Source organism: Psychrobacillus antarcticus, assembly GCF_029533155.1.
Taxonomy (GTDB): domain Bacteria; phylum Bacillota; class Bacilli; order Bacillales_A; family Planococcaceae; genus Psychrobacillus; species Psychrobacillus antarcticus.
In genome coordinates, this window is sequence record NZ_JAIZDB010000019.1 from 42,751 (window position 1) to 67,750 (window position 25,000).

Here is a 25,000-nt window from a genome sequence, read left to right on the forward strand (position 1 = left end):
TTCATTTCACCTTCTCTTTCGTTACATATTTCATCCAGCTCACTGCATCCTGATTGGTTTCAAAACGGATTGTTTCTAAATCATCCTGTGCGATAACTTTTCCTTGCTTTAATACGATGAGTTGATCGAGTATCGGTTCAACGTCATGTAATTCATGGGTAGATAAAATAATGGATTGTTCTTCCATATTTACAAATTGAATAAGCCCCTTTATCAAGGATTCTCGTACGATTGGGTCTAACCCAGAAAACGGTTCATCCATCACATAATAAGATGTATTTCTACCAAGAGTCGCTGCCATTTTCGCTCTACCACGATTCCCTTTTGAAAGCTTTTTCAATTTCACATTAACATCTACCTCTAAAAAATTGGCTACCTCTAATGCCTTCTGAACAGAAAAATCCTTAAATTGAGATGCATAAAATGCCAAAAGCTCCTTCGTTGTATAAAAGCTATAAAACAAATCCGTATCAGGTAAATAGGCAATGTCATTTGCATGTATTCTAGTTAAGGACTCGTTATGAATAGAAATAGTTCCCTTCCGAGGTCTTTGGATACCAGCAATTATTTTCAATAACGTCGATTTACCACTGCCATTTTCCCCTGCTATACCTATTGTCTGCCCTAATGGAAACAATAGTGATATATCCGAAAGTACTTCCTGCCTTTGGTAATTAAACGAGACATGTTGAAGTTGAATCATTGAGTCCCTTCCTCTCTTTGCAAAATTTGAACAATCTCTTCCCTTGAAAAACCAAATGCTGCAATAGACTGAAGAAACTGGTTGACCAATTTCACTTTCATATCCTCACGCAAACGCAAAATACGTCCTTCTTCTGATGTGATAAATGTCCCTTGCCCTCGCTTCGTCTCTGTTAGCTCCATCGATTCAAGCTCCTTATATACACGTTGTACGGTGTTGACATTAACACCAACCTCCAATGAATATTCTCGAACGGATTGCATTTTATCTCCGGGTTGAAGCTTTCCTTTTAATATATCCCCACAGATTATATCCACTAGTTGACTATAAATAGGCTTATCACGAGTGAAGTCCTGCGTCATCTCGTAACCACCCTCTCTAACCATTTACAAACACTCCAAAATAACAAAACAAATATGATCCAGTAAAACAATTCCTCAACTATATAAATCGATCCTATATCCAAGAAAAAATTACTTTTTGTAATAGTGGGTAAATAATTCTCGATAAATTTTAGCGATATTTCCCCTTGGGTAAGCACCTTATCTAATGAAAGAAAACTAATCAGTTTCGGTAAATAACTAGCAATTAAAAAGACAATTACCACCGTAGTAATTAGAGAAAATTTACCAATCCAGTATTTACCTTCTAAATATATTGCCCAGAAAAATAACCATATAATATTTACAAAGATGCCGACAAAGAACATTAAAAAAAGTAATAATAGCTGCAAATTAAGCAAATTTGCAAAGTTTCCTACAAAGAAATCTGATAAGAAATATATCCCTCCTGAAGTGATAAACACATTACCAGTAAAATAAATAAATAAACTAAATAAAAATTTTGCACCAATCAATGTATGCATAGAATGAGGATTATGCAGCCACATTTCTTTTTTCGTATTATCATAATTTATCGAGTTATTGAATTGAAATATGATATTAATAACATTAAAGACAAGCATTACAAACATTAAAATCATTCTTATTTCCTGAATAGGTATCTCGTTTATTAAATATCTTCCCAATATTATCGAAAGAATTAATACAACCCCAATACCCATTACTGCTGATCCGAAAAGCCACGACTTGTATAAAGCCCATTCCTTCAACAACAATCCTTTCAATATTCCATCTCCTTTTTTCATCGCTCATCGGTGTACTAGTTACACATTACACTAATACTATATAATAGATTATTTTAATTTTCAAGTATTTTATCTGATCGAAAACAAAAATAAAAATAACCCCGTCAGAACTGACGGGGTTGAATTAGCTATTATTTATTTATGTCTTCATTTTCAACTAAGAACTTCAATCTAGAAAGTTTATTATTCCAGAACTGTTCATAGTAAGCAAGCCACTCATTTACTTCCGTCAATGGCTCAGGTTGCAAGTGATACACTTTTTCTCTGCCAATTTTTTTTCCATTGACTAGACCAACTTCAGTTAATACATTGAGATGCTTCACAATTGCTGTTCTGCTCATATCATATTGAGAAGAGATTTCAGCAATAGATCTCTCTTTAAATGCTAGTAGTCGGAGTACATCTCTCCTAGTTGGATCAGCAATTGCTTGAAAAACATCCACCTTTTTGGCTGCTCCGTTCATTAAGCTTCAACCACTTGCTTAAATTTATTTTGTACAATTCCAACCCAACCTTGTTCCATTGTGCCACGGACAGCATCATTAGACATATTTGCTTTCGGTACAATGGATTGTCCGTCTTTCCAACCACCATGAATTAATGTGAATTCCGTTTGAGAACCAACTTCTTTCAATAGAAATGTTATAAACCAACCATCTGTATCCCATTGAAACGACAGTTTATGTGGTTCGTCAATTTCAAGTATCTTACAAGGGGATGGACCAAATGGAGATTGGATAGTAAATTCGTATCCTTCTTGTGCTTGAAAATCATTCGGCATAAACCAAGCAGAGATTCCTTCTGCAGTCGAAACATAATCCCACACCTTTTGAATTGGTGCCTCTACTAAAATAGTTTGTGTAATATCAGGTAAATTATCTTTCATCATAAGTTTCTCCTTTTCAACATAAATATGTAACCCTTAGGTGTTGAATTATATATAACCAAAAGGTGTTATGTCAACTTAAATTATTTATATTTCTTTTGTTACTCCACAAAAATCGCATCTACTACTAGTAGATGCGATTTTATATTCAAACAATATAGCCTATGTCCGTTAGTACATTATTAATAAATGACTGTGAATAGGTGAAAATTTCTTCTCGCTCCGGTTCTTGATAGAGGTCATGAAAACAATTTTTCCATTCTTTGTATTGATATTCAGAAAGTTCCTGTTTCCTTAGCCAGTTCGCCGCAGCATTTGTATCCGTAATCTTATCTCTCTCTCCAGTCATGACAAGAATTGGTTTATTTGGTATAGGGATTTCGGTTTGATTTACAGATTTTAAAAGTGTTTGGAGTTCCTTATACCAATCAGTAGAAATGAAGGTTCTATAAGTTGGATCTGATACGAATTGTTCAAACACATCATAGTTTCTCGTTAAATCATTTAAGTGAATATCATGGTTTATTTTCTGCGGTATGGATAACTTCGCTAGTGTATTCGTCCATTTCGAAGGGAGCTTTTGAAGTTGGATCCAAGGTGATGTCAGTATTACTCCTGCATATTCAATATCTAACTTACGCAAGACTTTTATAAGTAAGGTGGCTCCGAGGCCATGACCTATTAAAAATATTGGAAGGTCATATGTAACTGCAACTTGCATCGCTTGTTTAATGTAGTTCTTATATAGTTCGAAGGATTCGTCATGAATAGTTTTTGATTTTTTTAATTCTCCATGGCCTGGCAAGTCACCCATAACGATATGATAATTGGAGCTTCTCAATTTTTCAATTAACCAAGCATATCTTCTATGATGCTCATAGGCACTATGAACAATGACTATTACTGCTTTAGGTTTTCCTTCTGTTTCCCATTTCCACATATAAACAAACCTCTTTTCTTTCCTTGCAATTTCACGGTATTTATTTTCAATCAATCTGTATGTCTGTTACGATTAATTATAGTCTAATTTTAAAAGGAGTGTATGCGAAATGATTTATCCATATAAAGGGAAGACACCTACTATCGACGACTCTGCTTTTATAGCTGATTATGTCACAATAACAGGTGATGTGACAATCGGTCCAGAGACTACAATTTGGTTTAATACGGTAATTAGAGGGGATGTTGCTCCTACTATTATTGGAAGTAAAGTAAGTATACAAGATTTAAGTTGTCTACATCAAAGTCCAAACAAGCCACTTATAATAGAAGATGAAGTAACAATCGGGCATCAAGCAACTTTACATAGCTGTACAGTGCGTAAAGGTGCGTTAATAGGAATGGGATCCATTATTTTAGATGGAGCGGAAATTGGGGAAGGTGCATTTATCGGAGCTGGGAGTCTCGTACCACCTGGCAAGAAAATACCCCCAAATTCATTGGCACTCGGGAGCCCAGCAAAAGTGGTGCGCGAGCTAAATGATGAAGATAAAGCTGACGTACAACGAATTATCCGCGAGTATGTAGAAAAAGGGCAATACTATAAATCTCTTCAAACTTAACTTATCAAATGCATCCGCCGATTGAACGGCTAGATTAACTATTAACCTGGATCAAACGATTATATCCTTTCATCGACCGATTTTATTATGTATTCGACCGATTTATTCACTTATTCAACCAATTGTAATTGGTATTCGACCGATTCTCCATTTTAAAGCACTTTTTTTATTCAATTGATCGATTCTGCGCCTTGATTGATCGATTGTCTACCTTGATTGATCGATTGTCTACCTTGATTGATCGATTGTCTACCTTGATTGATCGATTGTCTACCTTGATTGATCGATTGTCTACCTTGATTGATCGATTGTCATTATTTAACCAAACAAAAAAGGCTTTCCATTATGGGAAAGCCTTTTTTGTTCATACTACTTATAATCCAGCCATTTGTTTTAATTCTGCAGCTTTATCTGTTTTTTCCCATGGTACATCAATGTCTGTACGACCAAAGTGACCATAAGCAGCCGTTTGTTTGTATATTGGACGGCGTAGATCTAGCATTTTAATAATTCCTGCTGGACGAAGGTCAAATAGTTCACGAATATACGATACTAATTTAACTTCTTCCACTTTTCCAGTACCAAAAGTTTCTACAGCAATTGAAACTGGTTTAGCTACACCAATTGCATAAGCAAGTTGTACTTCACAACGATCTGCAAGACCAGCAGCAACAATGTTTTTAGCAACATAACGTGCAGCGTATGCAGCAGAACGGTCTACTTTTGTTGGATCTTTACCAGAGAATGCTCCCCCACCATGACGAGCATAGCCACCGTAAGTATCTACGATAATTTTACGTCCTGTTAAACCAGCATCTCCTTGTGGTCCACCAATAACGAAGCGTCCAGTTGGATTGATAAAGTATTTTGTGTTTTCATCTATTAAATTTGTAGGAACAATCGGATTGATCACTACTTCTTTAATATCTTTTTGAATTTGTTCTAACGTAACTTCTGGATGATGTTGTGTCGAAATAACAATTGTATCAATATGAACCGGATTATTATTCTCGTCATACTCTACTGTTACTTGTGTTTTTCCATCTGGACGAAGATAGTCTAAAATTTCTTCTTTACGAACTTGTGCCAAACGAAATGCAAGTTTATGCGCTAAACTAATCGGTAACGGCATAAGCTCTGGTGTTTCGTTACATGCATAACCAAACATTAAACCTTGGTCTCCTGCTCCAATTGCATCAATATCAGATTCGCTCATAGACCCTTCTCTTGCTTCTAACGCTTGGTCCACACCTTGCGCGATGTCCGGTGATTGTTCATCAATGGAAGTAAGTACAGCAGAAGTTTCTGAGTCAAAGCCATACTTGGCACGTGTATAGCCAATTTCTTTGATAGTTGCACGAACTACTTTAGGAATATCTACGTAAGTAGATGTAGTAATTTCTCCTGCAACTAATACTAGTCCTGTCGTTACACTCGTTTCACAAGCTACACGAGCATTTGGGTCTTCTGCTAAAATTGCATCTAGAATTGCATCAGAGATTTGATCACAGATTTTATCTGGATGCCCCTCTGTTACTGATTCTGATGTAAATAATCGACGTTGTGTCATAGATTGTTCCTCCTATATCCCGCGAGATTTCTCTCAAGAATTGATACGGTACTCATTCCCATGTCAAGCCATTCAAAATGTTTCATGCACTTTCATCACATTATAGTAAATGTATTTGAATGCATCGAAGTTAACTTGAAGCCGTTTCGGACTTGGCACACAAGGATAAAGGGCGATGTTCAATAAAAAAACCTCTCACTCACGTATATATACATGAGGAAAGGTATTAGTATCATAAGCACCTTTCACTCTTATCAATCAAGGGATTTCACCTTGTCTCAGGTTTGGCACCTTTGTAATAACAAAAAGTATTACAGGTTGCCGGGTTTCATAGGGCCTGACCCCTCCACCAGCTCGGGATAAGAGTATCCGTTCAATTTATCATCATACGGAAATGTGTAATAGAAGTCAACTATTTTTGTTCGCATTTTATACACAAAGGAAAAATTTTAATCTAATTAGTGTAGACTAATTGACTCAATGTGTTATACTAATTCACATATCAATTAAAATCCCCTCTTAAATTTGAGGAAATATAAAAAAAGGATGGTATATTCTAAATGAATTCAATCGATACTGTGAGTGAACTGAAAGAATTGTTAGCAGGCAATAACGTTAGCAGCCAATTGTCAGTGCCACAACTTGTGGAAAAAGCTACAACAAGAGGAGAAGCTGTTCTAACTTCTACCGGTGCAGTAAAAGCCGAAACTGGAAAATATACTGGTCGCTCTCCACAAGATAAGTATATAGTAGAAGAAGCTATTTCGAAAGACAAAATCGATTGGGGCTCAGTAAACCAACCAATTTCTTCTGATATTTTTGATGCATTATATAAAAAAATGATTAATTTCTTAAATAAGCAAGACGAAATCTTCGAGTTTAAAGGATACGCAGGAGCAGATAAAGAATCACGTCTAGGTATTCGAGTAATTAACGAATACGCATGGCATAACCTTTTCGCTCATCAGCTATTTATACGTCCAACTCAAGAAGAACTTGCAACACATACAACAGACTTCACAGTTCTTTCAGCTCCTAATTTTAAAGCAGATCCAGCTGTAGATGGTACGCGTTCAGAAACGTTTATCATTGTATCTATGGAAAAACGCACGGTGTTAATAGGTGGTACTGAATATGCTGGAGAGATGAAGAAATCGATTTTCTCTATTATGAACTACTTACTACCAGAACAAGACATCTTTTCCATGCATTGCTCTGCAAACGTTGGTAGTGATGGAGACGTAGCATTATTCTTCGGTTTATCTGGAACAGGTAAAACTACTCTTTCTGCAGATGCTGGTCGCAAATTAATCGGAGATGACGAGCATGGCTGGTCAGATAACGGTGTATTTAATATTGAAGGTGGCTGCTACGCAAAATGTATCGACCTAACTCGAGAAAATGAACCGCAAATATGGGATGCAATTTCATTCGGAACTGTATTAGAAAACGTAGTGGTTGATGCGGAAACTCGCGTTGCTAACTATGCTGACAACTCATTGACAGAAAATACACGCGCCGCTTACCCAATTCAATATATCGATAATATTGTAGACCCTTCTGTAGCAGGTCATCCGAATACAATTATTTTCTTAACTGCTGATGCATTTGGCGTATTGCCTCCAATCAGCAAGCTAACAAAAGAACAAGCAATGTACCACTTCTTAAGTGGCTTTACTTCAAAACTTGCTGGAACTGAACGTGGAGTTACATCGCCACAACCAGTCTTCTCTACTTGTTTCGGTTCACCATTCTTGCCATTACATGCAACGGTGTATGCTGAAATGCTTGGTAAGAAGATTGATGAACACGACGCACAAGTTTTCTTAGTAAACACTGGTTGGACTGGTGGAGAATATGGCGTAGGTAATCGCATGAAGCTTTCATATACTCGTACAATGGTTCGTGCTGCAATTGATGGCAAACTAAACAATGCGGAAACAGCAACAGATGCAGTATTTGGTTTAGCTATTCCTACAGAAGTAGAAGGTGTTCCTACTGAAGTACTTATACCTCGTAATGCTTGGGCAGATAAAGAGGCATATGACCAAAAAGCTGCTGAGCTAGCTCAGTCATTCCGTGAAAACTTTAAAAAATTTGGTACTGTCTCTGAAGACATTTCTTTTAAAGGTGGACCATTAGCTTAATAGAGTAAACATCAAAAGAGCCAAATTCTAATGAATTTGGCTCTTTTAAAATAGCTTAGCATTAATCACCATTAGTCTCATGATATTCACTATCAGTTATTTTCGGAAATATTTCAGTGAACTTTTCCGCTTCCTCTTCATTAACCTTATATAGAATAATTTCTGAACCATAGTGACCTATTTCCATTTGTTCCACCCCATCCTCTTGGAAGAACATCGTAAACCACTTTAAACCACCCTTTGGATCGACCGAATAATTTCTAAAATAAAGTCTATTTTCATCCGTTAGATTAATAGTAACGACTTTCATCAATCCTTCCGTTTGAACTGACACTGCCCGAGAGTTTAACTCTTCTAACACGTCTAGTTCCTCACTCCAACAATGGATCACTACTTCTTGAAATTCATTTGTATATTGATCCCACAAATCCTCCCAAAAACTCGTATCTATGGGAAACGATGATTTCCCTTCTACACTCATTGCCTCAGTTGTTACGACAACATTGCCCATTATTAAACCCCTCTCTGATTTTTCATCCAGCGACATGCATCTTTTAATACACGTCTATTTATTCTGCTCGGAAAAAAATGTGTGAATTCTGGATAGTACCAGGTTTCTACTGGTATACTATTCCCTATTAATGCCTGCTCTAAAACCTTTGCATGCTCAAAAGAGACATTTTTATCTTGTTCCCCATGTATTATAAGCGTTGATACCTTCATTTCCTCTATTCGAGTTAATATATCTCGCTGTTCATAGCCCAATGGATACTTAGTTGGCATACCACCGATAACTCGTTTCATCATCTTTCGCATATCTAGTCTTTCTTCGTAAGTTAAATAAATATCTGAAACACCTGCCCATGTAACTAAGGAAGTAATATCATTACGTAAAATAGCAATCCATAATGCCATGATTCCACCACGAGAAAATGCAAATAGGTGAATCAGTTCAGGTATGCAATATTGCTTTAATACATCTACTGCGTAAATAGCATCCCAACGGTCTTCTCCTGCAAATTCATCTTTTCCTTCACCACCACGGTTGCCACGATAATAAGGTGCAAATACGATAAAGCCTTCAGACGCAATTTGTGCGATCCGAGCAGGCCGTACCATTCCAATACTTTGCATGCCTCCTCGACAATATAAAATCCCTTCATAGCTTCCTACCTTTTTTGGTGATGCTAACATCCCTTTTACTCGCAGACCGCAGGACCAGTATGTAATTTCCTTTAATACAATTTTTGGGTTTGGTGATGGATAAGTTCGAACTTTTTCAATCGTTCCATTTGGTTTCAATTTCATTCACCTTCTTTAAAATAGCTTTCATTCCATTATCTTTCATATGGAAGCTTAAACATTCACTTTGAGTAAGTTCTTCTGAAGATAACCAGAGAGCTCCTTCTGTTTCAAAGTTTGTCTTATCTTTATTAATATACCCAACTTCTGCTATATAAACAGTTTTACAAAAAGGGATATTATCTAATACCATATATTCTGCAAGCCATTCTAGCATCACTATATCCACATTTGTTTCTTCTTTTGTTTCTCTAATAGCTGCTTTGAGTAAAGTTTCCCCTTTCTCTACCTTACCACCTGGAAACTCTAATCCCCTTTTCGGATGCTTCGTAAGCAGCCACTTGTCTTTATATTTCGCTACGACAAGTACATGTTTAGAAGGGATTGAAAAGAAACCTTGCTCAAAGGTTAGCTTTACATCATATCCATTTAAATCCTGGAAAGAAATCATTTCCTTACTCCCCTTGGTTTTCTTTTAATTTTACCATATGTATATAAAAAGACTTAGCCCAATTGAGAGCTAAGTCTATAAGTATCTACTCTTTTGGAGGACCCATTTTGTAATCTTCATTACCTTCTTCTCTATTTTGTGCTATATTCTGCTTGGATTTATCCTGAGGAGACTGGTTTAGAAGGGAACTAACATTTCGATACGTTACAGGATTTTCATTTCCTTTTCTGTTTAAATTCTTACTCATAATTGAACCTCCATTCTTCTTTGGAAATAAGGTAGTTGTTCGATAAATCGTTTAGAATCATCTGAAGTAAATTCATGAATCCATGCATACACTTTCTTTAGTCTTCGATCATATTGATCATTTTCTCCATCCACATGATATGGCTTTACTGACATTGGTTCATGTGCCCTCAGGAAATTTCTACTTTGCACCGATTTTAGCTGATAGAAAAGTCTTTCGAATACTTTTATTTCATTTCTTGTCGCTGTTACTTCAAATTCCCATTGAGATTCTTCTGGAAATGCATATACTTGCTGACTTTTCACGGATATATACACTTTGTATAAGGTCATTTTCACACATCCTTTTATAGAAGTTTGTACTAAAAACAAAAAAACATGCACCCTTGGGCACATGTTTTTATGCTTGAATATCTACAACGGATCCTTTATAAGGATGTGTTGCTGCTTGAGGCATGTCTTCTAACATTTCTATAGCTGCCACAGTTTCCATATTCAGAGCATTTTGCAAAACACTCATCTGCACGGTCTGTTGTAACTGCAGTAAGTTAGATGACATTATGGAGTTTATATCCAAAAAAATCCCTCCCTAACAAGCTATATATCGGTAAATTTAATTTACTTTAAAGCTATATTATTTTTTAGCAGTATTAGAATTAGTGTCGCCTAAAAATGCATTTAACATCCACTGATGTTTTTCTGTTTTTTGATAAATCGCATTTAATACATCTTCTGTCATATCATCTTCATCTTTGGCTGCTTCTTCCATCCCTTTTTTAAGAGATTTCATAATTTTATCAAAATCATCTACAACCGTTTGTACCATTTCGTCAGCTGACTCTTTACTCGATGCTTCTTTTACTTCTGAAAGCTCCAAATGTTCTTTTAATGTAGCAGTAGGTTTACCACCTAATGTTAATAAACGTTCTGCAATTTCATCCATATTAAGTGTAGCTTCGTTATATAATTCTTCAAATTTAGCATGCAAAGTAAAAAATGACGGTCCCTTTACATACCAATGAAAATTATGCAATTTTGTATACATAACTGACCATGTTGCTACTTGTTTATTTAGTTCTTTATTTAATGCTGCTGACATAAAATTGTCACTCTCCCTTAAATTTTAGTTGCTTTCCCTTTTAATATACCTCCAACTCTCTTACAATAAACATAATAATAAGTTTATCTGGAGTGAATAATAATGGTATTTTGGATATTAGGCGCAGCAATAATACTTAGTATTTTTGGCTTTACCTTTTTGTACAAGCTAGCGATGAGTGATAAATCCCCTAAAATTGATCCTAAACCTAAGGATGTCGAATAATTATGAAACATATTATTATATCTATTTTTCGTTTTTATCAAAAGTTTATCTCTCCACTTTCCCCGCCTAGTTGCCGCTTTTATCCGACATGCTCTCATTACGGAGTAGAGGCACTTCAAAAACATGGGGCTATTAAGGGGAGTATTTTAACTGTAAAAAGAATATCTAAATGTCATCCTTTTCATGAAGGCGGCATAGATCCTGTTCCAGATGAATGGCCTTTGAAAAAAAAATAATTCAAAGGCTATTTTTTCTTGCTTTTTTTTCGAAAGTCCTGTAATCTAATGAAGTTATCATTTTTTAAACCGTAATCGTTACTATTTAGGAGAGTGAATTTATTGAAACGTATTAAGATAGGATTGGTTCTTTTTCTATTTGTGTTCCTAGCTGCTTGTGGAAACAACGAAAAGAAAACGGAAAATAACGATGGGCAAGTAAAGGTATATACAACCGTATATCCATTACAATATTTTACTGAACGTATTGGAGGAGAATCTGTAAACGTCTCATCTATTTACCCTGCAGGAGCAAATGAACATACATTTGAGCCAACACAAAAAGATATGATGGCACTTGCAGATGCTGATTTGTTTTTTTACATAGGACTTGGCTTAGAAGGTTTTGTAGAGAATGCTAAAAAGACATTAGCAGAGGAACAAGTGAAGATGGTGGCTACGGTGGATGCAGTTTCAGACGAACAATTTGAACAGTCAGTTGGCGAGCATGAGGAAGCTACTACAGAGGAATCCAACAAGCACGAACATGAGGATGAGTCGACAGAATCGCATGAGGGACATGATCATGGGGATATCGATCCGCATGTTTGGATGTCGCCTAAAATAAGTCAAAGTCTTGCGCTTTCTATTAAAGACTCTCTAGTAGAGATTTCCCCTGAGCAACAAGAAACTTTCGAAAAAAACTATGAAGAACTTGTGAAAGAACTTCAAGTATTAGATGCAGATTTTGAAGAAATGGCACAGACTGCATCTACTAAAACATTCTTTGTTTCGCACGCTGCGTTTGGTTATCTAGCTAACACATACGGATTAGAACAACTATCAGTAGCTGGTCTAAACTCACAAGATGAACCATCTCAAAAAGAGCTGACTAAATTAATCGATTTAGCAGAAGAAAAAAATATAGGTTATATTTTATTTGAGCAAAATGTTTCATCCAAATTAACCGAAGTAATTCAACGGGAAATTGGAGCGGAAAGCTTAGTTCTGCACAACTTAGGTGTTTTATCAACGGAAGATATCAAAAACGAAGAAACTTATTTTACACTGATGAACAAAAACCTAGAAACATTGAGAACGGTTTTGAATTAACAATTAAACCTGTTTATATCGTTTCCGAAGGGCTTTGGAAAGATGTTTTGCTATATAATTACCTAGTGAACTTTTAAGGATGCTTGTTGGTGGTGACGGACGTCACCACCAACAAGCATCCTTTTTTTTTCGGTAATCTTATGGCGTTTATCTATCCTCCGCCCTCCTTCAACTCTTAGAAACAGATAAGTCCATCTCCTTCCTTACAGAATAGAATCCTTGATTCAACAGACGATTTTATCACTATATTAACTTCGACTACTCTTATCATCCAAGCGATAGGCTGTGCTGTATCTTATTGTTGAGTACTACTCACTTAATTAATTGATTGGAGTGTAAGGTGGCGACTCGGGTGGTGAGACAGATGAGCTATCACAACGACGCGTGTGCTGTGGTGATAGCTCATCGCTCACCCCGAGAAGGCCAACAGGATGTTGGTCATCAAGGCGTTGCAACACGATGTGGCGCTCTTAGCCTTTGTACCCCACCTGTAACGAAAATCAGTAGTATTATTTATTCATTCATTGATATCCCATTTACAGAGTGACACGGTCCATTTTTTTTTACTTATCTTTTTAACGATTCATATTAACTTTATCAATTCTCTTCTCACTAATTTATTGGCTCCGTTGCGAGGGAGCGCATCTATAAAGTAATATTCTTTAGGTTGCTTATAAGATGCAAGCTGAGTCTTCATAAATACCTTTAACTCACCTATAGTAACTTGCTCTTTTACTACGACAAATGCTATTGGAATTTGTCCCCATTTATCATCTTGTCGACCAGTAACCCCTGCTTCCATAACGGCTGGATGTTTTACTAATGCTTGCTCCAATTCAGCTGGATAAATATTTTCCCCGCCGGAGATGATTAAGTCTGAGCGCCGATCCACAACGAACAAATAGCCTTCCTCATCCAAATAACCAATATCACCAGTATACAACCAACCATCTATTAACGGTTTTTTAGACGCAGCTGCTCCTATATATCCTTTGGTCACATGAGGTCCTTTAATACAAATCTCGCCCATTTTTTCATCCCCATCAATGCGAACATCTGCAAAGAAGAGTGGCTTTCCGGATGACCCTAGTTTACGAATGGCATCTTCACTCGATAACGTCGTCGTTTGTGAGGCAGTTTCCGTCATGCCATATGTTTGTAGTACTGGAATATTTCGCTCGATTGCACGTTCTAAATAAGATAAAGGAACGGGACCCCCACCAACTAAAATAGATTGAAAGGAATTAGGGAAATACTGATTTCTATTTTCCAGAACGGACACAATACGTTGAAGCATCACCGCTACTAAAGACATTCTAGTAGCTGCTCCATCTAATATTTCATCTACTACTTTTTCTGGCTCAAATTTAGTATGCAGACTTACCGTCATTCCATATAACACAGATCGCATAAGAATAGAAAATCCACTTATATGAAACAAAGGTACTGTACATAACCAACAATCGGTAGGATGAATGCCTAAATGTAGCGCTGAGCCAGTTGCATTCATCACATGATTTTCTAACGAATGGCGTACTCCTTTAGGTCTTCCAGTAGTACCTGATGTGTACATGATAGAAATAGTACGTTCTTTTGGCCAATCTCTTTCTATAGAATATACTTTTCTCTCGTTATTATGAATATCATTAAAAGAAAACCTTAAACTATAGCCTATTTTTCTTTCTTGACTGTCTACAAGTAAAATGTCAGGTTTACTATCATGGAGTTGATAATTTAACTCTACTTCACTCAAGCGTTCATTTAACATGACTAGTTCACAGCCGAGTTGAAGGCAACCATGTATAGCAATTACTAGTTCCGCTTTAGAGTTTGATAAAATAGCTATTCTCATACCAGGTTGTATTCCTTTAGCATGAAGTTTCTCTGCAAACTCATTGGCTTTGTTATAAAGTTGTTGAAACGTCCATACTTCTCCCGTAAAGCGCAAAGCGATGCGATCCGGTGTTAAATGGGCACGTTTTAATAGTAAATTAGGAAACATTTTATACTCCTTTAGTTATGCTCTGTATTCTATGTAAAAAAGCTATCCCATAAAAAGGATAGCTTTTTTGTTCTCTTCATTCAGTAATCACGGAAAACGTGGGAATTGACCAAAATCTGGTTTACGTTTTTCTTTAAATGCATCTCGGCCTTCTTTTGCTTCATCAGTAGTGTAGTAAAGAAGTGTTGCGTCACCTGCTAATTGTTGAAGTCCTGCTAAACCATCCGTATCTGCATTCATCGCAGCCTTTAAGAAGCGAATTGCAGTTGGACTCATTTCTAGCATTTCCTCACACCATTGAACAGTTTCATCTTCTAATTGTGCGTATGGAACCACCGTATTAACTAAGCCCATATCAAGTGCTTGTTGTGCGTCGTATTGACGGCATAAAAACCAAATTTCACGGGCTTTTTTATGTCCAACAATTCGTGCTAAATAACCAGAACCATACCCAGCGTCAAACGATCCAACTTTAGGTCCAGTTTGTCCAAATTTAGCATTGTCAGCAGCAATTGTTAAATCACAAACAACATGCAGAACATGACCTCCACCAATTGCAAAACCAGCAACCATTGCAACAACTGGTTTTGGTATTACACGTATTAAACGTTGTAAATCTAGCACGTTTAAGCGAGGAATTTCATCTTCTCCCACATATCCACCATGTCCACGTACTTTTTGGTCTCCGCCTGAACAGAATGCGTGCTCACCTTCACCAGTTAAAATAATGGCACCTACATTTTTATCGTCACGTGCACGAGTAAATGCATCAATCATTTCCATTACTGTTTTAGGGCGAAATGCATTACGCACCTCGGGACGGTTAATAGTTACTTTTGCAATACCGTTATAGAACTCATACTTAATGTCTTCATATGTATGTAATGTTGTCCATTCGCGAGTCATCTTACATCCTCCTTTAAAATTATATCCTCTACTATTGTAGCAAACAATTCAGGATTTTCCACATGAATTGCATGACCTACATCCTTAATTTCTTTATGTGCAACATTAGGGAGGTATTTCTTCATCTCTTTCGCAAGCTCGCTAAATTTTCCATCTAGCTCTCCAGTTAGCAAAAATGTCGGTGTGATGACTTCTTCAAGCCTTTTCCAATAGGAGGGTTGTACGCCGGTACCAAATCCACGTAAGCTATTTGCTAGCCCTATTTCAGACCCAGCTAGTCTCTCCTGTCGTATCAGCTGCCGTTTCTCCATGGATAATTGACGCTGTGAATAAAATAAAGGAATTGCCTCCCAAAAACTCACAAAGGATGGGAGCCCATCATTTAATATTCGATCAGCAAGCTGCTCATCTGATTTTTTTCTATTTAAGCGTTCATCTTCGTCAGAAAGGCCAGGCGAACTACTTTCAAGGATGAGTCTTTTTACAGGATACTGGCTTGCATAGGAAAGAGCTAATCGACCACCCATTGAATAACCAACGAGCGTAAAGTCACTCCACTGAAGCTCCTGAAACAATGCATGTAAGTCTGCTACCTGCTCCTCAACAGTATATCGGTCAGAATCCATAGGCTTGGAAGTTAATCCGTGACCAATAAGATCAATGGTCAACAGTTCAAGCGTATTTGACAGATACGAAACAAATTCATCCCATGTATTTGCAGAACCCGTAAATCCATGTAAAAACACTATTCTTTCCTTCGCTCCTATATTATATCTGTTGAAATGAATATCAATGCCTCGGATATTTACCGTTATACTTTCCAAACTGAGTCCAGCTCCTTAGAAATAGCCGCCCATAATTTTCGATGTGTCTCTGTATTAACTTGTCTATTCGTAAACACTTCAATAATACGAATATCCTTCGACTTCTCTTCGGCTAAAGCTTCTTTAAAATCTTCCTTCGTATGAACTGCATTGTACTGAGCATTATACATAGCGGCAATATGTGAAAATTCTAATCCTGTAGGTGTGCCAAACAAATGCTCAAAATAATTGGTTTCAGTTGATTGAGGTAAATAAGAGAAAATACCTCCGCCATCATTATTCATAAGGATAATCGTCATATCACAATTGTGGAATCGACTCACAATCAATCCATTCAAATCATGTAAAAAAGCCAAATCTCCAATTAGCAAGTAGCCAGGACGATTTAATGCTGCTTGAGTTCCAAGTGCTGTAGAAACTACCCCGTCTATTCCATTAGTTCCTCTGTTCGCATATAGCTGAATATCCAGCGTTGTTTTATTGAAAAATGAATCTAAATCTCGTATTGGCATACTGCTACTGGCAAATAAAAAAGACTTATCAGGTAATGTTTCAAATAACACGCCTGCTAATGCACCTTCATCTGTTTCATTTTGAATATAATTATTCACATGATTCATTGCAATTTTGTTTGCTTTGGACCAGGAATCCGTATAGTTAGAAGAAGATTTCTCAAGGGTTTTTACCCATAACGACTCAGCCGCAACCTGTACATGATGAGTAGCGATATGAAGTGAATCACGAAAAATAGGACTTTCATCTACAACAATATAAATTTCGGGCTTGTGAGATTTTAAATAAAGCATAAGCGGCTTTGAAACTGGTTGGGCACCGAAACGTATTACTACATTTGGAGCAGCTGCTTTTTGAAAAGCATCATTTTTGAGAATGGCATCGTATTGATCTATACATAAATCCATGCAATCAGCAGGTATAGATGTTCGCAAATTGGATAGTGGGTCAACTAGAACTGGCCACTGTATAGTTTTTGCAAATTCCCAAAAACCCTCAGTAGTTTGAAGGGAATCTCCTACTATAAATAATCCCTTTTCTTCATTTTGAAGAATGTCTTTATACCATACTAAAAATTCTTCACTTGGTACTAGCATACCGATTTCCGGAACTTGCATAGTCACTGTTGTTAAGGTTTGTTCCATATCAACCAATAATGGCTCACGGAATGGTACGTTAATATGAACAGGTCCCATCGGAAAAACTTTCGACGTAGATACAGCACGTTGGATGTGACGCTCTACAAATGCTAAATTTGCATCATCTTTTTCTGGTAGAGGAAAGTCCACTGTCCATTTAACATGCTTGCCGTAGAGATGTAGCTGGTCTATCGCTTGAGGTGCTCCTACTTCCCTTAGTTCATGAGGACGATCAGCTGTAATGACCAGTAAAGGTACACGAGCGTAATATGCCTCCACTATAGCCGGAAAGAAATTTGCTGCTGCTGTTCCAGAAGTACATAACAAGACAACAGGATTTTTTTTAGCTTTCGCAATACCAAGCGCAAAGTAACCAGCAGAACGCTCATCTATTTGACGATAAAATTGAAAACCCTCACTTTTAGCAAATGCATAGGCTAGTGGAGTAGACCTTGAACCTGGACACATTACTATATCCTGCACCCCTGCCTGTTTAATCGTTTCTACAAATTGATTTACATAAGATGTTAAATACTCGATATTAGTCATTCATATTTCCTCCAAGTGTTCTAAGCATCGGACGGAACTTCACTCGTGTCTCTTCAAATTCATCTAAAGATGATGATTCCGCAACGATTCCGCCACCCGCGTATAAATAGGCATGTTCATTTTCCACTAAAGCTGAGCGTATTCCAACAGCGAACTCACCGTCCCCTTCCGCATTTATCCAACCAATAGGTGCAGCATAATACCCACGATTCATCTGTTCAGACTCTCGAATAATCCTAATTGCATCCTGACGGGGTTCTCCTCCTAACGCTGGAGTTGGATGTAATGCTTGTACTAGCTCGAAAAGCGATGAACCCTTTTTTAGATTCCCTTCAATAGGAGAATATAGATGCTGTATATCTCGGATTTTCATAAGCTTTGGTCTAGTTGGTACATTGATATCCTCACAATATTGCATGAATACTTTCTTAATCATTTCTACTACATATTTATGCTCCCCTAAGTTTTTGGGATCTGTTAATAATGAATCCCCCAGTTCCTTATCTTCGAGCGAATTACTCCCTCGTCTTATGGAACCCGCAAGTCCAGCAGATTGCGCTTTACTACTATCCACTTTTACAAGGCGCTCTGGTGTTGCACCTACAAACATTTTCTCCCCGTTCTCCAAACCAAATAAATAACTTTCTGGTTGCTCCATTGATGCATTGTATATGGCTGTAGCCGGAGAGAAATTATCGTTAAACGTTAGCTTAAGAGATCTAGCAATTACTACTTTTTGAACTTCATCTTCCCGAATCCTCTTCGTTACATCCTCTACTGCATGTAAATACTCATCCTTCAAGCGATCTTCCCGTTTGATCAAGGACGGTTTAGCATGTACCTTTAACTCTTTTACTTGAGCAGTGTGTATTAGTGCATCTCTTTCTATACGTAGCTGTTCGAAAGTTTCCGTGCTCTTATCTTGATCTGTAATATAATGTATGTTAACGTATGCTTGGTCATGTCGAATAACTAACTGAAAAGTAGATACAACAAAGAAAGCAGAAGGAAATGTATCCCACTCCGATGAAACTTTGTTCTTCGGATCAAAAGAAAATCCGCCAAAAAGAATTGGCGAAACATCCGCTTTTTCCTTTAAAGAGGTCTGGCATAGTTCCTTCCATTTTGTATCAATATCCCTATATCTATTATCTTCTAAATCATTTGAAATAGTATGAGCATGTCCCAATCCTACTAAAGTTAACGTTTTCTCTTTGTTTTGCCAAAAATAACGCTTACCTTTATATTGATCGTCTCCTGCTTCAAAGAAAGCTTGTGCAGATAGTCTTGATACTTCTATTGTTTCCGTATAAAAACGGTATTTTGTATTAATGGTACCGGTGGTTTTCGGCATAAATATGACCTCCGTTTAATAACTTCTGTTTCATATTGCTTTATTTATTAACTCTACCCCTAATCATACATCTTTCTATACATTTCGGCACACATTTAGCTATAAATATATGCTAAAATAAAGGTTGGATTCTGTTAAAGGAGAGAAAATTTTATGTCACATGAATTACAAGCAGACAAAGGGTGGCGCGTTTGGTGGAAATTAACAAGACCACATACCCTTACTGCCTCATTTGCACCCGTTTTTCTAGGTACAATGATTGCCCTATATCAGGTAAATATTGACTGGTTATTATTTATTGCTATGTTACTAGCTTGTTTACTAATCCAGGCTGCTACAAATATGTTTAACGAGTATTATGATTTTGTACGAGGTCTCGATAGTGAGGAATCGGTAGGTATCGGTGGAGCAATTGTCCGTAATGGTGTAAAACCAAAAACGGTTATGCAACTAGCTCTGTTACTATATGTAATAGCTGCCGTATTAGGAATCTATATTTGTTATGAAAGTTCTTGGCTATTATTAGTGGTTGGTGCAATTTCTATGGCAGTTGGATATTTCTACACAGGTGGTCCTTACCCTATTTCTAGTACTCCCTTTGGCGAACTATTTAGTGGGTTGTTTATGGGGATGCTTATAGTATTAATTGCAGTTTATATTCAAGTAGGTTCAGTCCCTGTATTTGCTGTTTTGTTATCTGTACCAAGTGCCCTGCTTGTTGCTGCGATAATGCTTTCTAATAATATTCGAGATTTAGTAGAAGATACTAAAGGCGGACGAAAAACGATGGCTATATTAGTTGGAAGGAACAACGCCATCGCAATTCTAGCTTCTTATTTTGTATTATCCTATCTATGGATTATGGCTTTAGTACTCCTACAAATAATTACCCCATGGAGTTTATTGGTCATTTTAAGTCTTAAAAAACCAATACATGCTATTAAATTGTTTAAGCAAACTGAAAACCCAATTCAAGTAGCACCAGCTATGAAAGACACTGCACTTACAAATACGATTTTTGTATTTCTATTAGGCATAGGATTACTGATTGGCTATTTTCTCTAATAATGCAAAAAAACAGATGAGCGATATTTTCCTGCTCATCTGTTTTTGTTTATAGTATGTTAAAGGAATAGGTTGTTTCCAATGAACTATCACCGAATGAGCCTAGGAGTAAAAACATTTTTGACAGTAGGTATGCTAAACTTACGCTAGATCATTATGAATACCATTTAGAAATAAAAAAATATAAGAAAAACCGAAAAAAAAAAAAAACGCCCGGTCCTCTAGGATCTAAACCTGTTTCTACTGTTTTCGAAGGGCTTTGGACAGACTTATTGCTATATAATTACCGTTTGATTTTTTAAAGATGCTGGTCGTGACTGAAGTCACGACCAGCATCTTTTTTTCTCGGTAATCTTATGGCTATTGACTCTCCGTCGCCCTTCTACAACTTTTGAAACGGGTTAGTTCATTTTTGGGGTAACTAAAGAAAAGATACTATCCTAATAATAGAGGAAGCTCACGAAGATGCAATTTCGTTCGCTATTTCGCTTCTTTATTGGGCAGACACTTACTATTTTTCTTTTTTTCCACTAGTAAAAAAGGAGTACTACTCACTTAATTGATTGGAGTGCAGGGTGGCGACTCCTGTGGGAACAGCAAATGTTTTCTGCACCGATAGCGAAGCGACAGGTGCACGAGCTGAAAGCCACGCAGGAACGTTTGAAAGGGACAAAGGCTAAGAACGCCACATCGCGATCGCAACGCCTTGTGACCAACATCCTGTTGGCCCGAGGAGATTGAAGCCGTGCCCACGGAAAGCGTCCACTGAAACGCAAACAGTAGTATCAATCATTCTTAAAAGCCCTGTCACACTGGTGTTCATGCTGTATTTTTATATGCTTTCTTAGCTTTTTTAAAAATCAAATATAAAAAAAGGTAACCAATGAATGGTTACCTTTTTTGAGTATGACCCCTACGGGATTCGAACCCGTGTTACCGCCGTGAAAGGGCGGTGTCTTAACCGCTTGACCAAGGGGCCTATATATGGCGGAGAAGGAGGGATTTGAACCCTCGCGCCGGTTGCCCGACCTACACCCTTAGCAGGGGCGCCTCTTCAGCCGCTTGAGTACTTCCCCATATATATGGCTCCGAAGGTAGGACTCGAACCTACGACCAATCGATTAACAGTCGATTGCTCTACCACTGAGCTACTTCGGAATAATGGTGGGCCTAAATGGACTCGAACCATCGACCTCACGCTTATCAGGCGTGCGCTCTAACCAGCTGAGCTATAGGCCCACTATTTGGAGCGGGTGAAGAGAATCGAACTCTCATCATCAGCTTGGAAGGCTGAGGTTTTACCACTAAACTACACCCGCATTAAAATGGTGGCTCAGGACGGAATCGAACCGCCGACACAAGGATTTTCAGTCCTTTGCTCTACCGACTGAGCTACTGAGCCTCTTCAATTATATTTTTCTTGTTGTTTAACCAAAATATTAATTGATATGTATTAATCTTTATATCTAAGTAATTAACTAAAGCTTAGTTAAATACTAAGTAAATAAATGGCGGTCCCGACCGGGATCGAACCGGCGATCTCCTGCGTGACAGGCAGGCATGTTAACCGCTACACCACGGGACCATTTTGGTTGCGGGGACAGGATTTGAACCTGTGACCTTCGGGTTATGAGCCCGACGAGCTACCACTGCTCCACCCCGCGACAATATTATACTTAAGGATTATTCTTACTTCCACAAACAATAAGTTAGAAATGGAGGAGGAAGAGGGATTCGAACCCCCGCGCGGTATGACCCGCCTGTCGGTTTTCAAGACCGATCCCTTCAGCCGAACTTGGGTATTCCTCCAAGATATTGTTGGTGGACCTTGCAGGACTCGAACCTGCGACCGGACGGTTATGAGCCGTCTGCTCTAACCAACTGAGCTAAAGGTCCTTAAGATGGCGGCAGAGGGAGTCGAACCCACGACCTTTCGGGTATGAACCGAGTGCTCTAGCCAACTGAGCTACACCGCCAAGATTTTAAAAGTTTTTTATAATTGGTGGAGCCTAGCGGGATCGAACCGCTGACCTCCTGCGTGCAAGGCAGGCGCTCTCCCAGCTGAGCTAAGGCCCCGAAAATAATAACTGGTCGGGAAGACAGGATTCGAACCTGCGACCCCTTGGTCCCAAACCAAGTGCTCTACCAAGCTGAGCTACTTCCCGTTATATGGTGCGCTCGGCAGGACTCGAACCTGCAACCTCTTGATTCGTAGTCAAGTGCTCTATCCAATTGAGCTACGAGCGCATAAGTCTTTCAAAAAAAATGGTGCCGAGGACCGGAATCGAACCGGTACGGTAGTCACCTACCGCAGGATTTTAAGTCCTGTGCGTCTGCCAGTTCCGCCACCCCGGCACTTTAGTGAATCTTTGGAGCGGAAGACGAGGTTCGAACTCGCGACCCCCACCTTGGCAAGGTGGTGTTCTACCACTGAACTACTTCCGCTCGGTTATTAAATTAAATGGTGCGGGTGAAGGGAGTCGAACCCCCACGCCTTGCGGCGCTAGATCCTAAGTCTAGTGCGTCTGCCAGTTCCGCCACACCCGCAAATTTATAACTCACTATAAAAAGTGATGAGCCATGTAGGATTCGAACCTACGACCCTCTGATTAAAAGTCAGATGCTCTACCAACTGAGCTAATGGCTCGGAAAATGGTGCCGGAGAAAGGACTTGAACCCTCAACCTACTGATTACAAGTCAGTTGCTCTACCAGTTGAGCTACTCCGGCAGGAGTAAAGTAAATGGTGGAGGATGACGGGCTCGAACCGCCGACCCTCTGCTTGTAAGGCAGATGCTCTCCCAGCTGAGCTAATCCTCCTGGGTAATTTATGTAATTATTATTGCAAGCCCAGCGATGTCCTACTCTCACAGGGGGAAACCCCCAACTACCATCGGCGCTGAAGAGCTTAACTTCCGTGTTCGGTATGGGAACGGGTGTGGCCTCTTCGCCATCATCACTAGACTTACTTGCACAGGATGTGCTGGCTTCGTTGTTGCAACATAGATGTTGCGAACTTAAACGAAGTTCCTTAAATAATTGAAAGACAAGTTTTATTATAACAACTCTACAGAAAATTGCAAGAGTTATTTTAGAAAAATTTATTCTTTCAAAACTGGATAAACGACATTGTTACGTTAAACAAATTTGGTTAAGTCCTCGATCGATTAGTATTCGTCAGCTGCACGTGTCGCCACGCTTCCACCCCGAACCTATCTACCTCATCGTCTTTGAGGGATCTTACTTACTTGCGTAATGGGAAATCTCATCTTGAGGGGGGCTTCGTGCTTAGATGCTTTCAGCACTTATCCCGTCCACACATAGCTACCCAGCGATGCTCTTGGCAGAACAACTGGTACACCAGAGGTGTGTCCATCCCGGTCCTCTCGTACTAAGGACAGCTCCTCTCAAATTTCCTACGCCCACGACGGATAGGGACCGAACTGTCTCACGACGTTCTGAACCCAGCTCGCGTACCGCTTTAATGGGCGAACAGCCCAACCCTTGGGACCGACTACAGCCCCAGGATGCGATGAGCCGACATCGAGGTGCCAAACCTCCCCGTCGATGTGGACTCTTGGGGGAGATAAGCCTGTTATCCCCGGGGTAGCTTTTATCCGTTGAGCGATGGCCCTTCCATGCGGAACCACCGGATCACTAAGCCCGTCTTTCGACCCTGCTCGACTTGTAGGTCTCGCAGTCAAGCTCCCTTCTGCCTTTACACTCTACGAATGATTTCCAACCATTCTGAGGGAACCTTTGGGCGCCTCCGTTACACTTTAGGAGGCGACCGCCCCAGTCAAACTACCCGCCTGACACTGTCTCCTACCCGGGTTACGGGTATGGGTTAGAATTTCAATACAACCAGGGCAGTATCCCACCGACGCCTCCTCCGAAGCTGGCGCTCCGGGCTCTAAGGCTCCTGCCTATCCTGTACAAGTTGCACCAAAATTCAATATCAAGCTATAGTAAAGCTCCACGGGGTCTTTCCGTCCTGTCGCGGGTAACCTGCATCTTCACAGGTACTATAATTTCACCGAGTCTCTCGTTGAGACAGTGCCCAGATCGTTACGCCTTTCGTGCGGGTCGGAACTTACCCGACAAGGAATTTCGCTACCTTAGGACCGTTATAGTTACGGCCGCCGTTTACTGGGGCTTCAATTCGCACCTTCGCTTGCGCTAAGCACTCCTCTTAACCTTCCAGCACCGGGCAGGCGTCAGCCCATATACTTCACCTTACGGTTTTGCATAGACCTGTGTTTTTGCTAAACAGTCGCCTGGGCCTATTCACTGCGGCTCTTCAAGGCTATTCACCCTAAAGAGCACCCCTTCTCCCGAAGTTACGGGGTCATTTTGCCGAGTTCCTTAACGAGAGTTCTCTCGCTCACCTTAGGATTCTCTCCTCGACTACCTGTGTCGGTTTGCGGTACGGGCACCTTTCACCTCGCTAGAGGCTTTTCTTGGCAGTGTGAAATCAGGAACTC

The 25,000-nt window shown here is 39.0% G+C and carries 25 protein-coding genes, 20 tRNA genes, 2 rRNA genes and 1 riboswitch; of the genes, 6 read left to right on the forward strand and 41 right to left on the reverse strand.

Annotated features, from left to right (window positions below):
• Window position 1 precedes the first annotated feature (1 nt).
• From LDK52_RS11890 to LDK52_RS11915, 6 genes are all read right to left on the reverse strand, one after another.
• Window positions 2-703 carry an ATP-binding cassette domain-containing protein gene (locus tag LDK52_RS11890; protein WP_277586191.1) on the reverse strand — a complete coding sequence of 234 codons (702 nt, stop codon included), beginning with the start codon at window positions 701-703 and terminating at the stop codon, window positions 2-4.
• Window positions 700-1,065, reverse strand: coding sequence for a GntR family transcriptional regulator (locus tag LDK52_RS11895; RefSeq protein WP_277586214.1), 366 nt, complete (start codon window positions 1,063-1,065; stop codon window positions 700-702). Before LDK52_RS11895 ends, LDK52_RS11890 begins: the two co-directional genes overlap by 4 nt.
• Window positions 1,062-1,829, reverse strand: a complete 768-nt coding sequence (locus tag LDK52_RS11900; protein ID WP_277586192.1) for a hypothetical protein — start codon at window positions 1,827-1,829, stop codon at window positions 1,062-1,064. Before LDK52_RS11900 ends, LDK52_RS11895 begins: the two co-directional genes overlap by 4 nt.
• A 152-nt stretch (window positions 1,830-1,981) precedes the next feature.
• Entirely contained in the window at window positions 1,982-2,314 is a 333-nt protein-coding gene (locus tag LDK52_RS11905) for an ArsR/SmtB family transcription factor (protein WP_277586193.1), read from the reverse strand.
• A complete protein-coding gene (locus LDK52_RS11910; RefSeq protein ID WP_277586194.1) occupies window positions 2,314-2,736 on the reverse strand; it encodes an SRPBCC family protein in 423 nt (140 codons plus the stop codon). Before LDK52_RS11910 ends, LDK52_RS11905 begins: the two co-directional genes overlap by 1 nt.
• A gap of 148 nt (window positions 2,737-2,884) precedes the next feature.
• Window positions 2,885-3,676: an alpha/beta hydrolase gene (locus LDK52_RS11915; RefSeq protein WP_277586195.1), complete on the reverse strand. Its 792-nt coding sequence runs from the start codon at window positions 3,674-3,676 to the stop codon at window positions 2,885-2,887.
• A gap of 109 nt (window positions 3,677-3,785) precedes the next feature.
• Here LDK52_RS11915 and LDK52_RS11920 point away from each other — a divergent pair, with 109 nt between their 5' ends.
• A complete protein-coding gene (locus LDK52_RS11920) occupies window positions 3,786-4,298 on the forward strand; it encodes a gamma carbonic anhydrase (RefSeq protein ID WP_277586196.1) in 513 nt (170 codons plus the stop codon).
• A 373-nt stretch (window positions 4,299-4,671) separates the two neighbouring features.
• Here the strand turns inward: LDK52_RS11920 and metK are convergent, their stop codons facing one another.
• Window positions 4,672-5,868, reverse strand: a complete 1,197-nt coding sequence (metK, locus tag LDK52_RS11925) for a methionine adenosyltransferase (RefSeq protein WP_277586197.1) — start codon at window positions 5,866-5,868, stop codon at window positions 4,672-4,674.
• 248 nt (window positions 5,869-6,116) lie between these two features.
• Window positions 6,117-6,234: riboswitch (SAM riboswitch) on the reverse strand.
• Window positions 6,235-6,428: 194 nt separating this feature from the next.
• Between metK and pckA the strand changes: the two genes are divergently transcribed.
• Complete coding sequence (gene pckA, locus LDK52_RS11930) at window positions 6,429-8,015, forward strand: phosphoenolpyruvate carboxykinase (ATP) (protein WP_277586198.1); 1,587 nt, start codon at window positions 6,429-6,431, stop codon at window positions 8,013-8,015.
• A gap of 61 nt (window positions 8,016-8,076) precedes the next feature.
• Here pckA and LDK52_RS11935 read toward each other — a convergent pair whose 3' ends face one another.
• The 7 genes from LDK52_RS11935 to LDK52_RS11965 all read right to left on the reverse strand — a co-directional run bounded on the left by LDK52_RS11935 (window position 8,077) and on the right by LDK52_RS11965 (window position 11,113).
• A complete protein-coding gene (locus tag LDK52_RS11935) occupies window positions 8,077-8,526 on the reverse strand; it encodes a hypothetical protein (protein WP_277586199.1) in 450 nt (149 codons plus the stop codon).
• Window positions 8,527-8,528: 2 nt separating this feature from the next.
• Window positions 8,529-9,317 carry an alpha/beta hydrolase family protein gene (locus LDK52_RS11940; protein WP_277586200.1) on the reverse strand — a complete coding sequence of 263 codons (789 nt, stop codon included), beginning with the start codon at window positions 9,315-9,317 and terminating at the stop codon, window positions 8,529-8,531.
• Window positions 9,295-9,768, reverse strand: coding sequence for an NUDIX domain-containing protein (locus LDK52_RS11945; RefSeq protein ID WP_277586201.1), 474 nt, complete (start codon window positions 9,766-9,768; stop codon window positions 9,295-9,297). The genes LDK52_RS11940 and LDK52_RS11945 overlap by 23 nt, the downstream gene beginning before the upstream one ends.
• An 85-nt stretch (window positions 9,769-9,853) precedes the next feature.
• Entirely contained in the window at window positions 9,854-10,015 is a 162-nt protein-coding gene (locus LDK52_RS11950; protein WP_241597118.1) for a hypothetical protein, read from the reverse strand.
• Window positions 10,012-10,347: a transposase gene (locus LDK52_RS11955; protein ID WP_277586202.1), complete on the reverse strand. Its 336-nt coding sequence runs from the start codon at window positions 10,345-10,347 to the stop codon at window positions 10,012-10,014. The genes LDK52_RS11950 and LDK52_RS11955 overlap by 4 nt, the downstream gene beginning before the upstream one ends.
• A 67-nt stretch (window positions 10,348-10,414) precedes the next feature.
• On the reverse strand, window positions 10,415-10,591 hold the full coding sequence (locus LDK52_RS11960; RefSeq protein WP_277586203.1) for a putative motility protein: 177 nt from the start codon (window positions 10,589-10,591) through the stop codon (window positions 10,415-10,417).
• Window positions 10,592-10,648: 57 nt separating this feature from the next.
• Window positions 10,649-11,113: a Dps family protein gene (locus tag LDK52_RS11965; RefSeq protein ID WP_277586204.1), complete on the reverse strand. Its 465-nt coding sequence runs from the start codon at window positions 11,111-11,113 to the stop codon at window positions 10,649-10,651.
• 102 nt (window positions 11,114-11,215) lie between these two features.
• Between LDK52_RS11965 and LDK52_RS11970 the strand changes: the two genes are divergently transcribed.
• The 3 genes from LDK52_RS11970 to LDK52_RS11980 all read left to right on the forward strand — a co-directional run bounded on the left by LDK52_RS11970 (window position 11,216) and on the right by LDK52_RS11980 (window position 12,666).
• The gene (locus LDK52_RS11970; RefSeq protein WP_277586205.1) at window positions 11,216-11,338 is read left to right on the forward strand and encodes a hypothetical protein; all 123 of its coding nucleotides are present in this window, start codon (window positions 11,216-11,218) and stop codon (window positions 11,336-11,338) included.
• Window positions 11,339-11,340: 2 nt separating this feature from the next.
• Window positions 11,341-11,574 (forward strand): membrane protein insertion efficiency factor YidD, encoded by a 234-nt coding sequence (yidD, locus tag LDK52_RS11975; RefSeq protein ID WP_093536783.1) that lies wholly within the window; start codon window positions 11,341-11,343, stop codon window positions 11,572-11,574.
• Between the two features lie 102 nt (window positions 11,575-11,676).
• Window positions 11,677-12,666 (forward strand): metal ABC transporter solute-binding protein, Zn/Mn family, encoded by a 990-nt coding sequence (locus tag LDK52_RS11980; protein WP_277586206.1) that lies wholly within the window; start codon window positions 11,677-11,679, stop codon window positions 12,664-12,666.
• A gap of 583 nt (window positions 12,667-13,249) precedes the next feature.
• On the opposite strand, the gene LDK52_RS11985 is transcribed toward LDK52_RS11980, so the two are convergent.
• The 5 genes from LDK52_RS11985 to LDK52_RS12005 form a co-directional block, all read right to left on the reverse strand.
• Entirely contained in the window at window positions 13,250-14,668 is a 1,419-nt protein-coding gene (locus LDK52_RS11985; protein WP_277586207.1) for an o-succinylbenzoate--CoA ligase, read from the reverse strand.
• A gap of 87 nt (window positions 14,669-14,755) precedes the next feature.
• Window positions 14,756-15,574 (reverse strand): 1,4-dihydroxy-2-naphthoyl-CoA synthase, encoded by an 819-nt coding sequence (menB, locus tag LDK52_RS11990; protein ID WP_277586208.1) that lies wholly within the window; start codon window positions 15,572-15,574, stop codon window positions 14,756-14,758.
• Entirely contained in the window at window positions 15,571-16,398 is an 828-nt protein-coding gene (gene menH, locus LDK52_RS11995) for a 2-succinyl-6-hydroxy-2,4-cyclohexadiene-1-carboxylate synthase (protein ID WP_277586209.1), read from the reverse strand. Before menH ends, menB begins: the two co-directional genes overlap by 4 nt.
• Window positions 16,386-18,098, reverse strand: a complete 1,713-nt coding sequence (gene menD / locus LDK52_RS12000) for a 2-succinyl-5-enolpyruvyl-6-hydroxy-3-cyclohexene-1-carboxylic-acid synthase (RefSeq protein ID WP_277586210.1) — start codon at window positions 18,096-18,098, stop codon at window positions 16,386-16,388. The genes menH and menD overlap by 13 nt, the downstream gene beginning before the upstream one ends.
• Window positions 18,091-19,452, reverse strand: coding sequence for an isochorismate synthase (locus LDK52_RS12005; protein ID WP_277586211.1), 1,362 nt, complete (start codon window positions 19,450-19,452; stop codon window positions 18,091-18,093). Before LDK52_RS12005 ends, menD begins: the two co-directional genes overlap by 8 nt.
• A gap of 153 nt (window positions 19,453-19,605) precedes the next feature.
• Here LDK52_RS12005 and LDK52_RS12010 point away from each other — a divergent pair, with 153 nt between their 5' ends.
• A complete protein-coding gene (locus LDK52_RS12010) occupies window positions 19,606-20,517 on the forward strand; it encodes a 1,4-dihydroxy-2-naphthoate polyprenyltransferase (RefSeq protein ID WP_277586212.1) in 912 nt (303 codons plus the stop codon).
• A 907-nt stretch (window positions 20,518-21,424) separates the two neighbouring features.
• Here the strand turns inward: LDK52_RS12010 and LDK52_RS12015 are convergent.
• The 22 genes from LDK52_RS12015 to LDK52_RS12120 form a co-directional block, all read right to left on the reverse strand.
• Window positions 21,425-21,496: transfer RNA gene (locus LDK52_RS12015), tRNA-Glu, on the reverse strand.
• 6 nt (window positions 21,497-21,502) lie between these two features.
• A tRNA-Ser gene (locus LDK52_RS12020) sits at window positions 21,503-21,593 on the reverse strand.
• A 7-nt stretch (window positions 21,594-21,600) separates the two neighbouring features.
• Window positions 21,601-21,675, reverse strand: a tRNA-Asn gene (locus LDK52_RS12025).
• Between the two features lie 4 nt (window positions 21,676-21,679).
• Window positions 21,680-21,756 (reverse strand) — tRNA-Ile (locus LDK52_RS12030).
• Window positions 21,757-21,762: 6 nt separating this feature from the next.
• Window positions 21,763-21,836: transfer RNA gene (locus tag LDK52_RS12035), tRNA-Gly, on the reverse strand.
• 7 nt (window positions 21,837-21,843) lie between these two features.
• Window positions 21,844-21,919: transfer RNA gene (locus LDK52_RS12040), tRNA-Phe, on the reverse strand.
• A 107-nt stretch (window positions 21,920-22,026) separates the two neighbouring features.
• Window positions 22,027-22,102 (reverse strand) — tRNA-Asp (locus LDK52_RS12045).
• 4 nt (window positions 22,103-22,106) lie between these two features.
• Window positions 22,107-22,181, reverse strand: a tRNA-Met gene (locus LDK52_RS12050).
• Between the two features lie 52 nt (window positions 22,182-22,233).
• Window positions 22,234-22,326, reverse strand: a tRNA-Ser gene (locus LDK52_RS12055).
• A 10-nt stretch (window positions 22,327-22,336) separates the two neighbouring features.
• Window positions 22,337-22,413, reverse strand: a tRNA-Ile gene (locus tag LDK52_RS12060).
• A gap of 6 nt (window positions 22,414-22,419) precedes the next feature.
• Window positions 22,420-22,493 (reverse strand) — tRNA-Met (locus tag LDK52_RS12065).
• Between the two features lie 24 nt (window positions 22,494-22,517).
• Window positions 22,518-22,593, reverse strand: a tRNA-Ala gene (locus LDK52_RS12070).
• Between the two features lie 12 nt (window positions 22,594-22,605).
• A tRNA-Pro gene (locus LDK52_RS12075) sits at window positions 22,606-22,682 on the reverse strand.
• A 5-nt stretch (window positions 22,683-22,687) separates the two neighbouring features.
• Window positions 22,688-22,764, reverse strand: a tRNA-Arg gene (locus LDK52_RS12080).
• 19 nt (window positions 22,765-22,783) lie between these two features.
• Window positions 22,784-22,872 (reverse strand) — tRNA-Leu (locus tag LDK52_RS12085).
• A 15-nt stretch (window positions 22,873-22,887) separates the two neighbouring features.
• Window positions 22,888-22,962: transfer RNA gene (locus tag LDK52_RS12090), tRNA-Gly, on the reverse strand.
• A gap of 17 nt (window positions 22,963-22,979) precedes the next feature.
• Window positions 22,980-23,064 (reverse strand) — tRNA-Leu (locus LDK52_RS12095).
• Window positions 23,065-23,091: 27 nt separating this feature from the next.
• Window positions 23,092-23,164: transfer RNA gene (locus LDK52_RS12100), tRNA-Lys, on the reverse strand.
• Between the two features lie 6 nt (window positions 23,165-23,170).
• Window positions 23,171-23,246 (reverse strand) — tRNA-Thr (locus LDK52_RS12105).
• Between the two features lie 14 nt (window positions 23,247-23,260).
• Window positions 23,261-23,336: transfer RNA gene (locus LDK52_RS12110), tRNA-Val, on the reverse strand.
• A 28-nt stretch (window positions 23,337-23,364) separates the two neighbouring features.
• Window positions 23,365-23,480 (reverse strand): 5S ribosomal RNA (rrf, locus tag LDK52_RS12115).
• Window positions 23,481-23,663: 183 nt separating this feature from the next.
• Window positions 23,664-25,000: ribosomal RNA gene (locus LDK52_RS12120) — 23S ribosomal RNA — on the reverse strand; the annotation flags it as partial.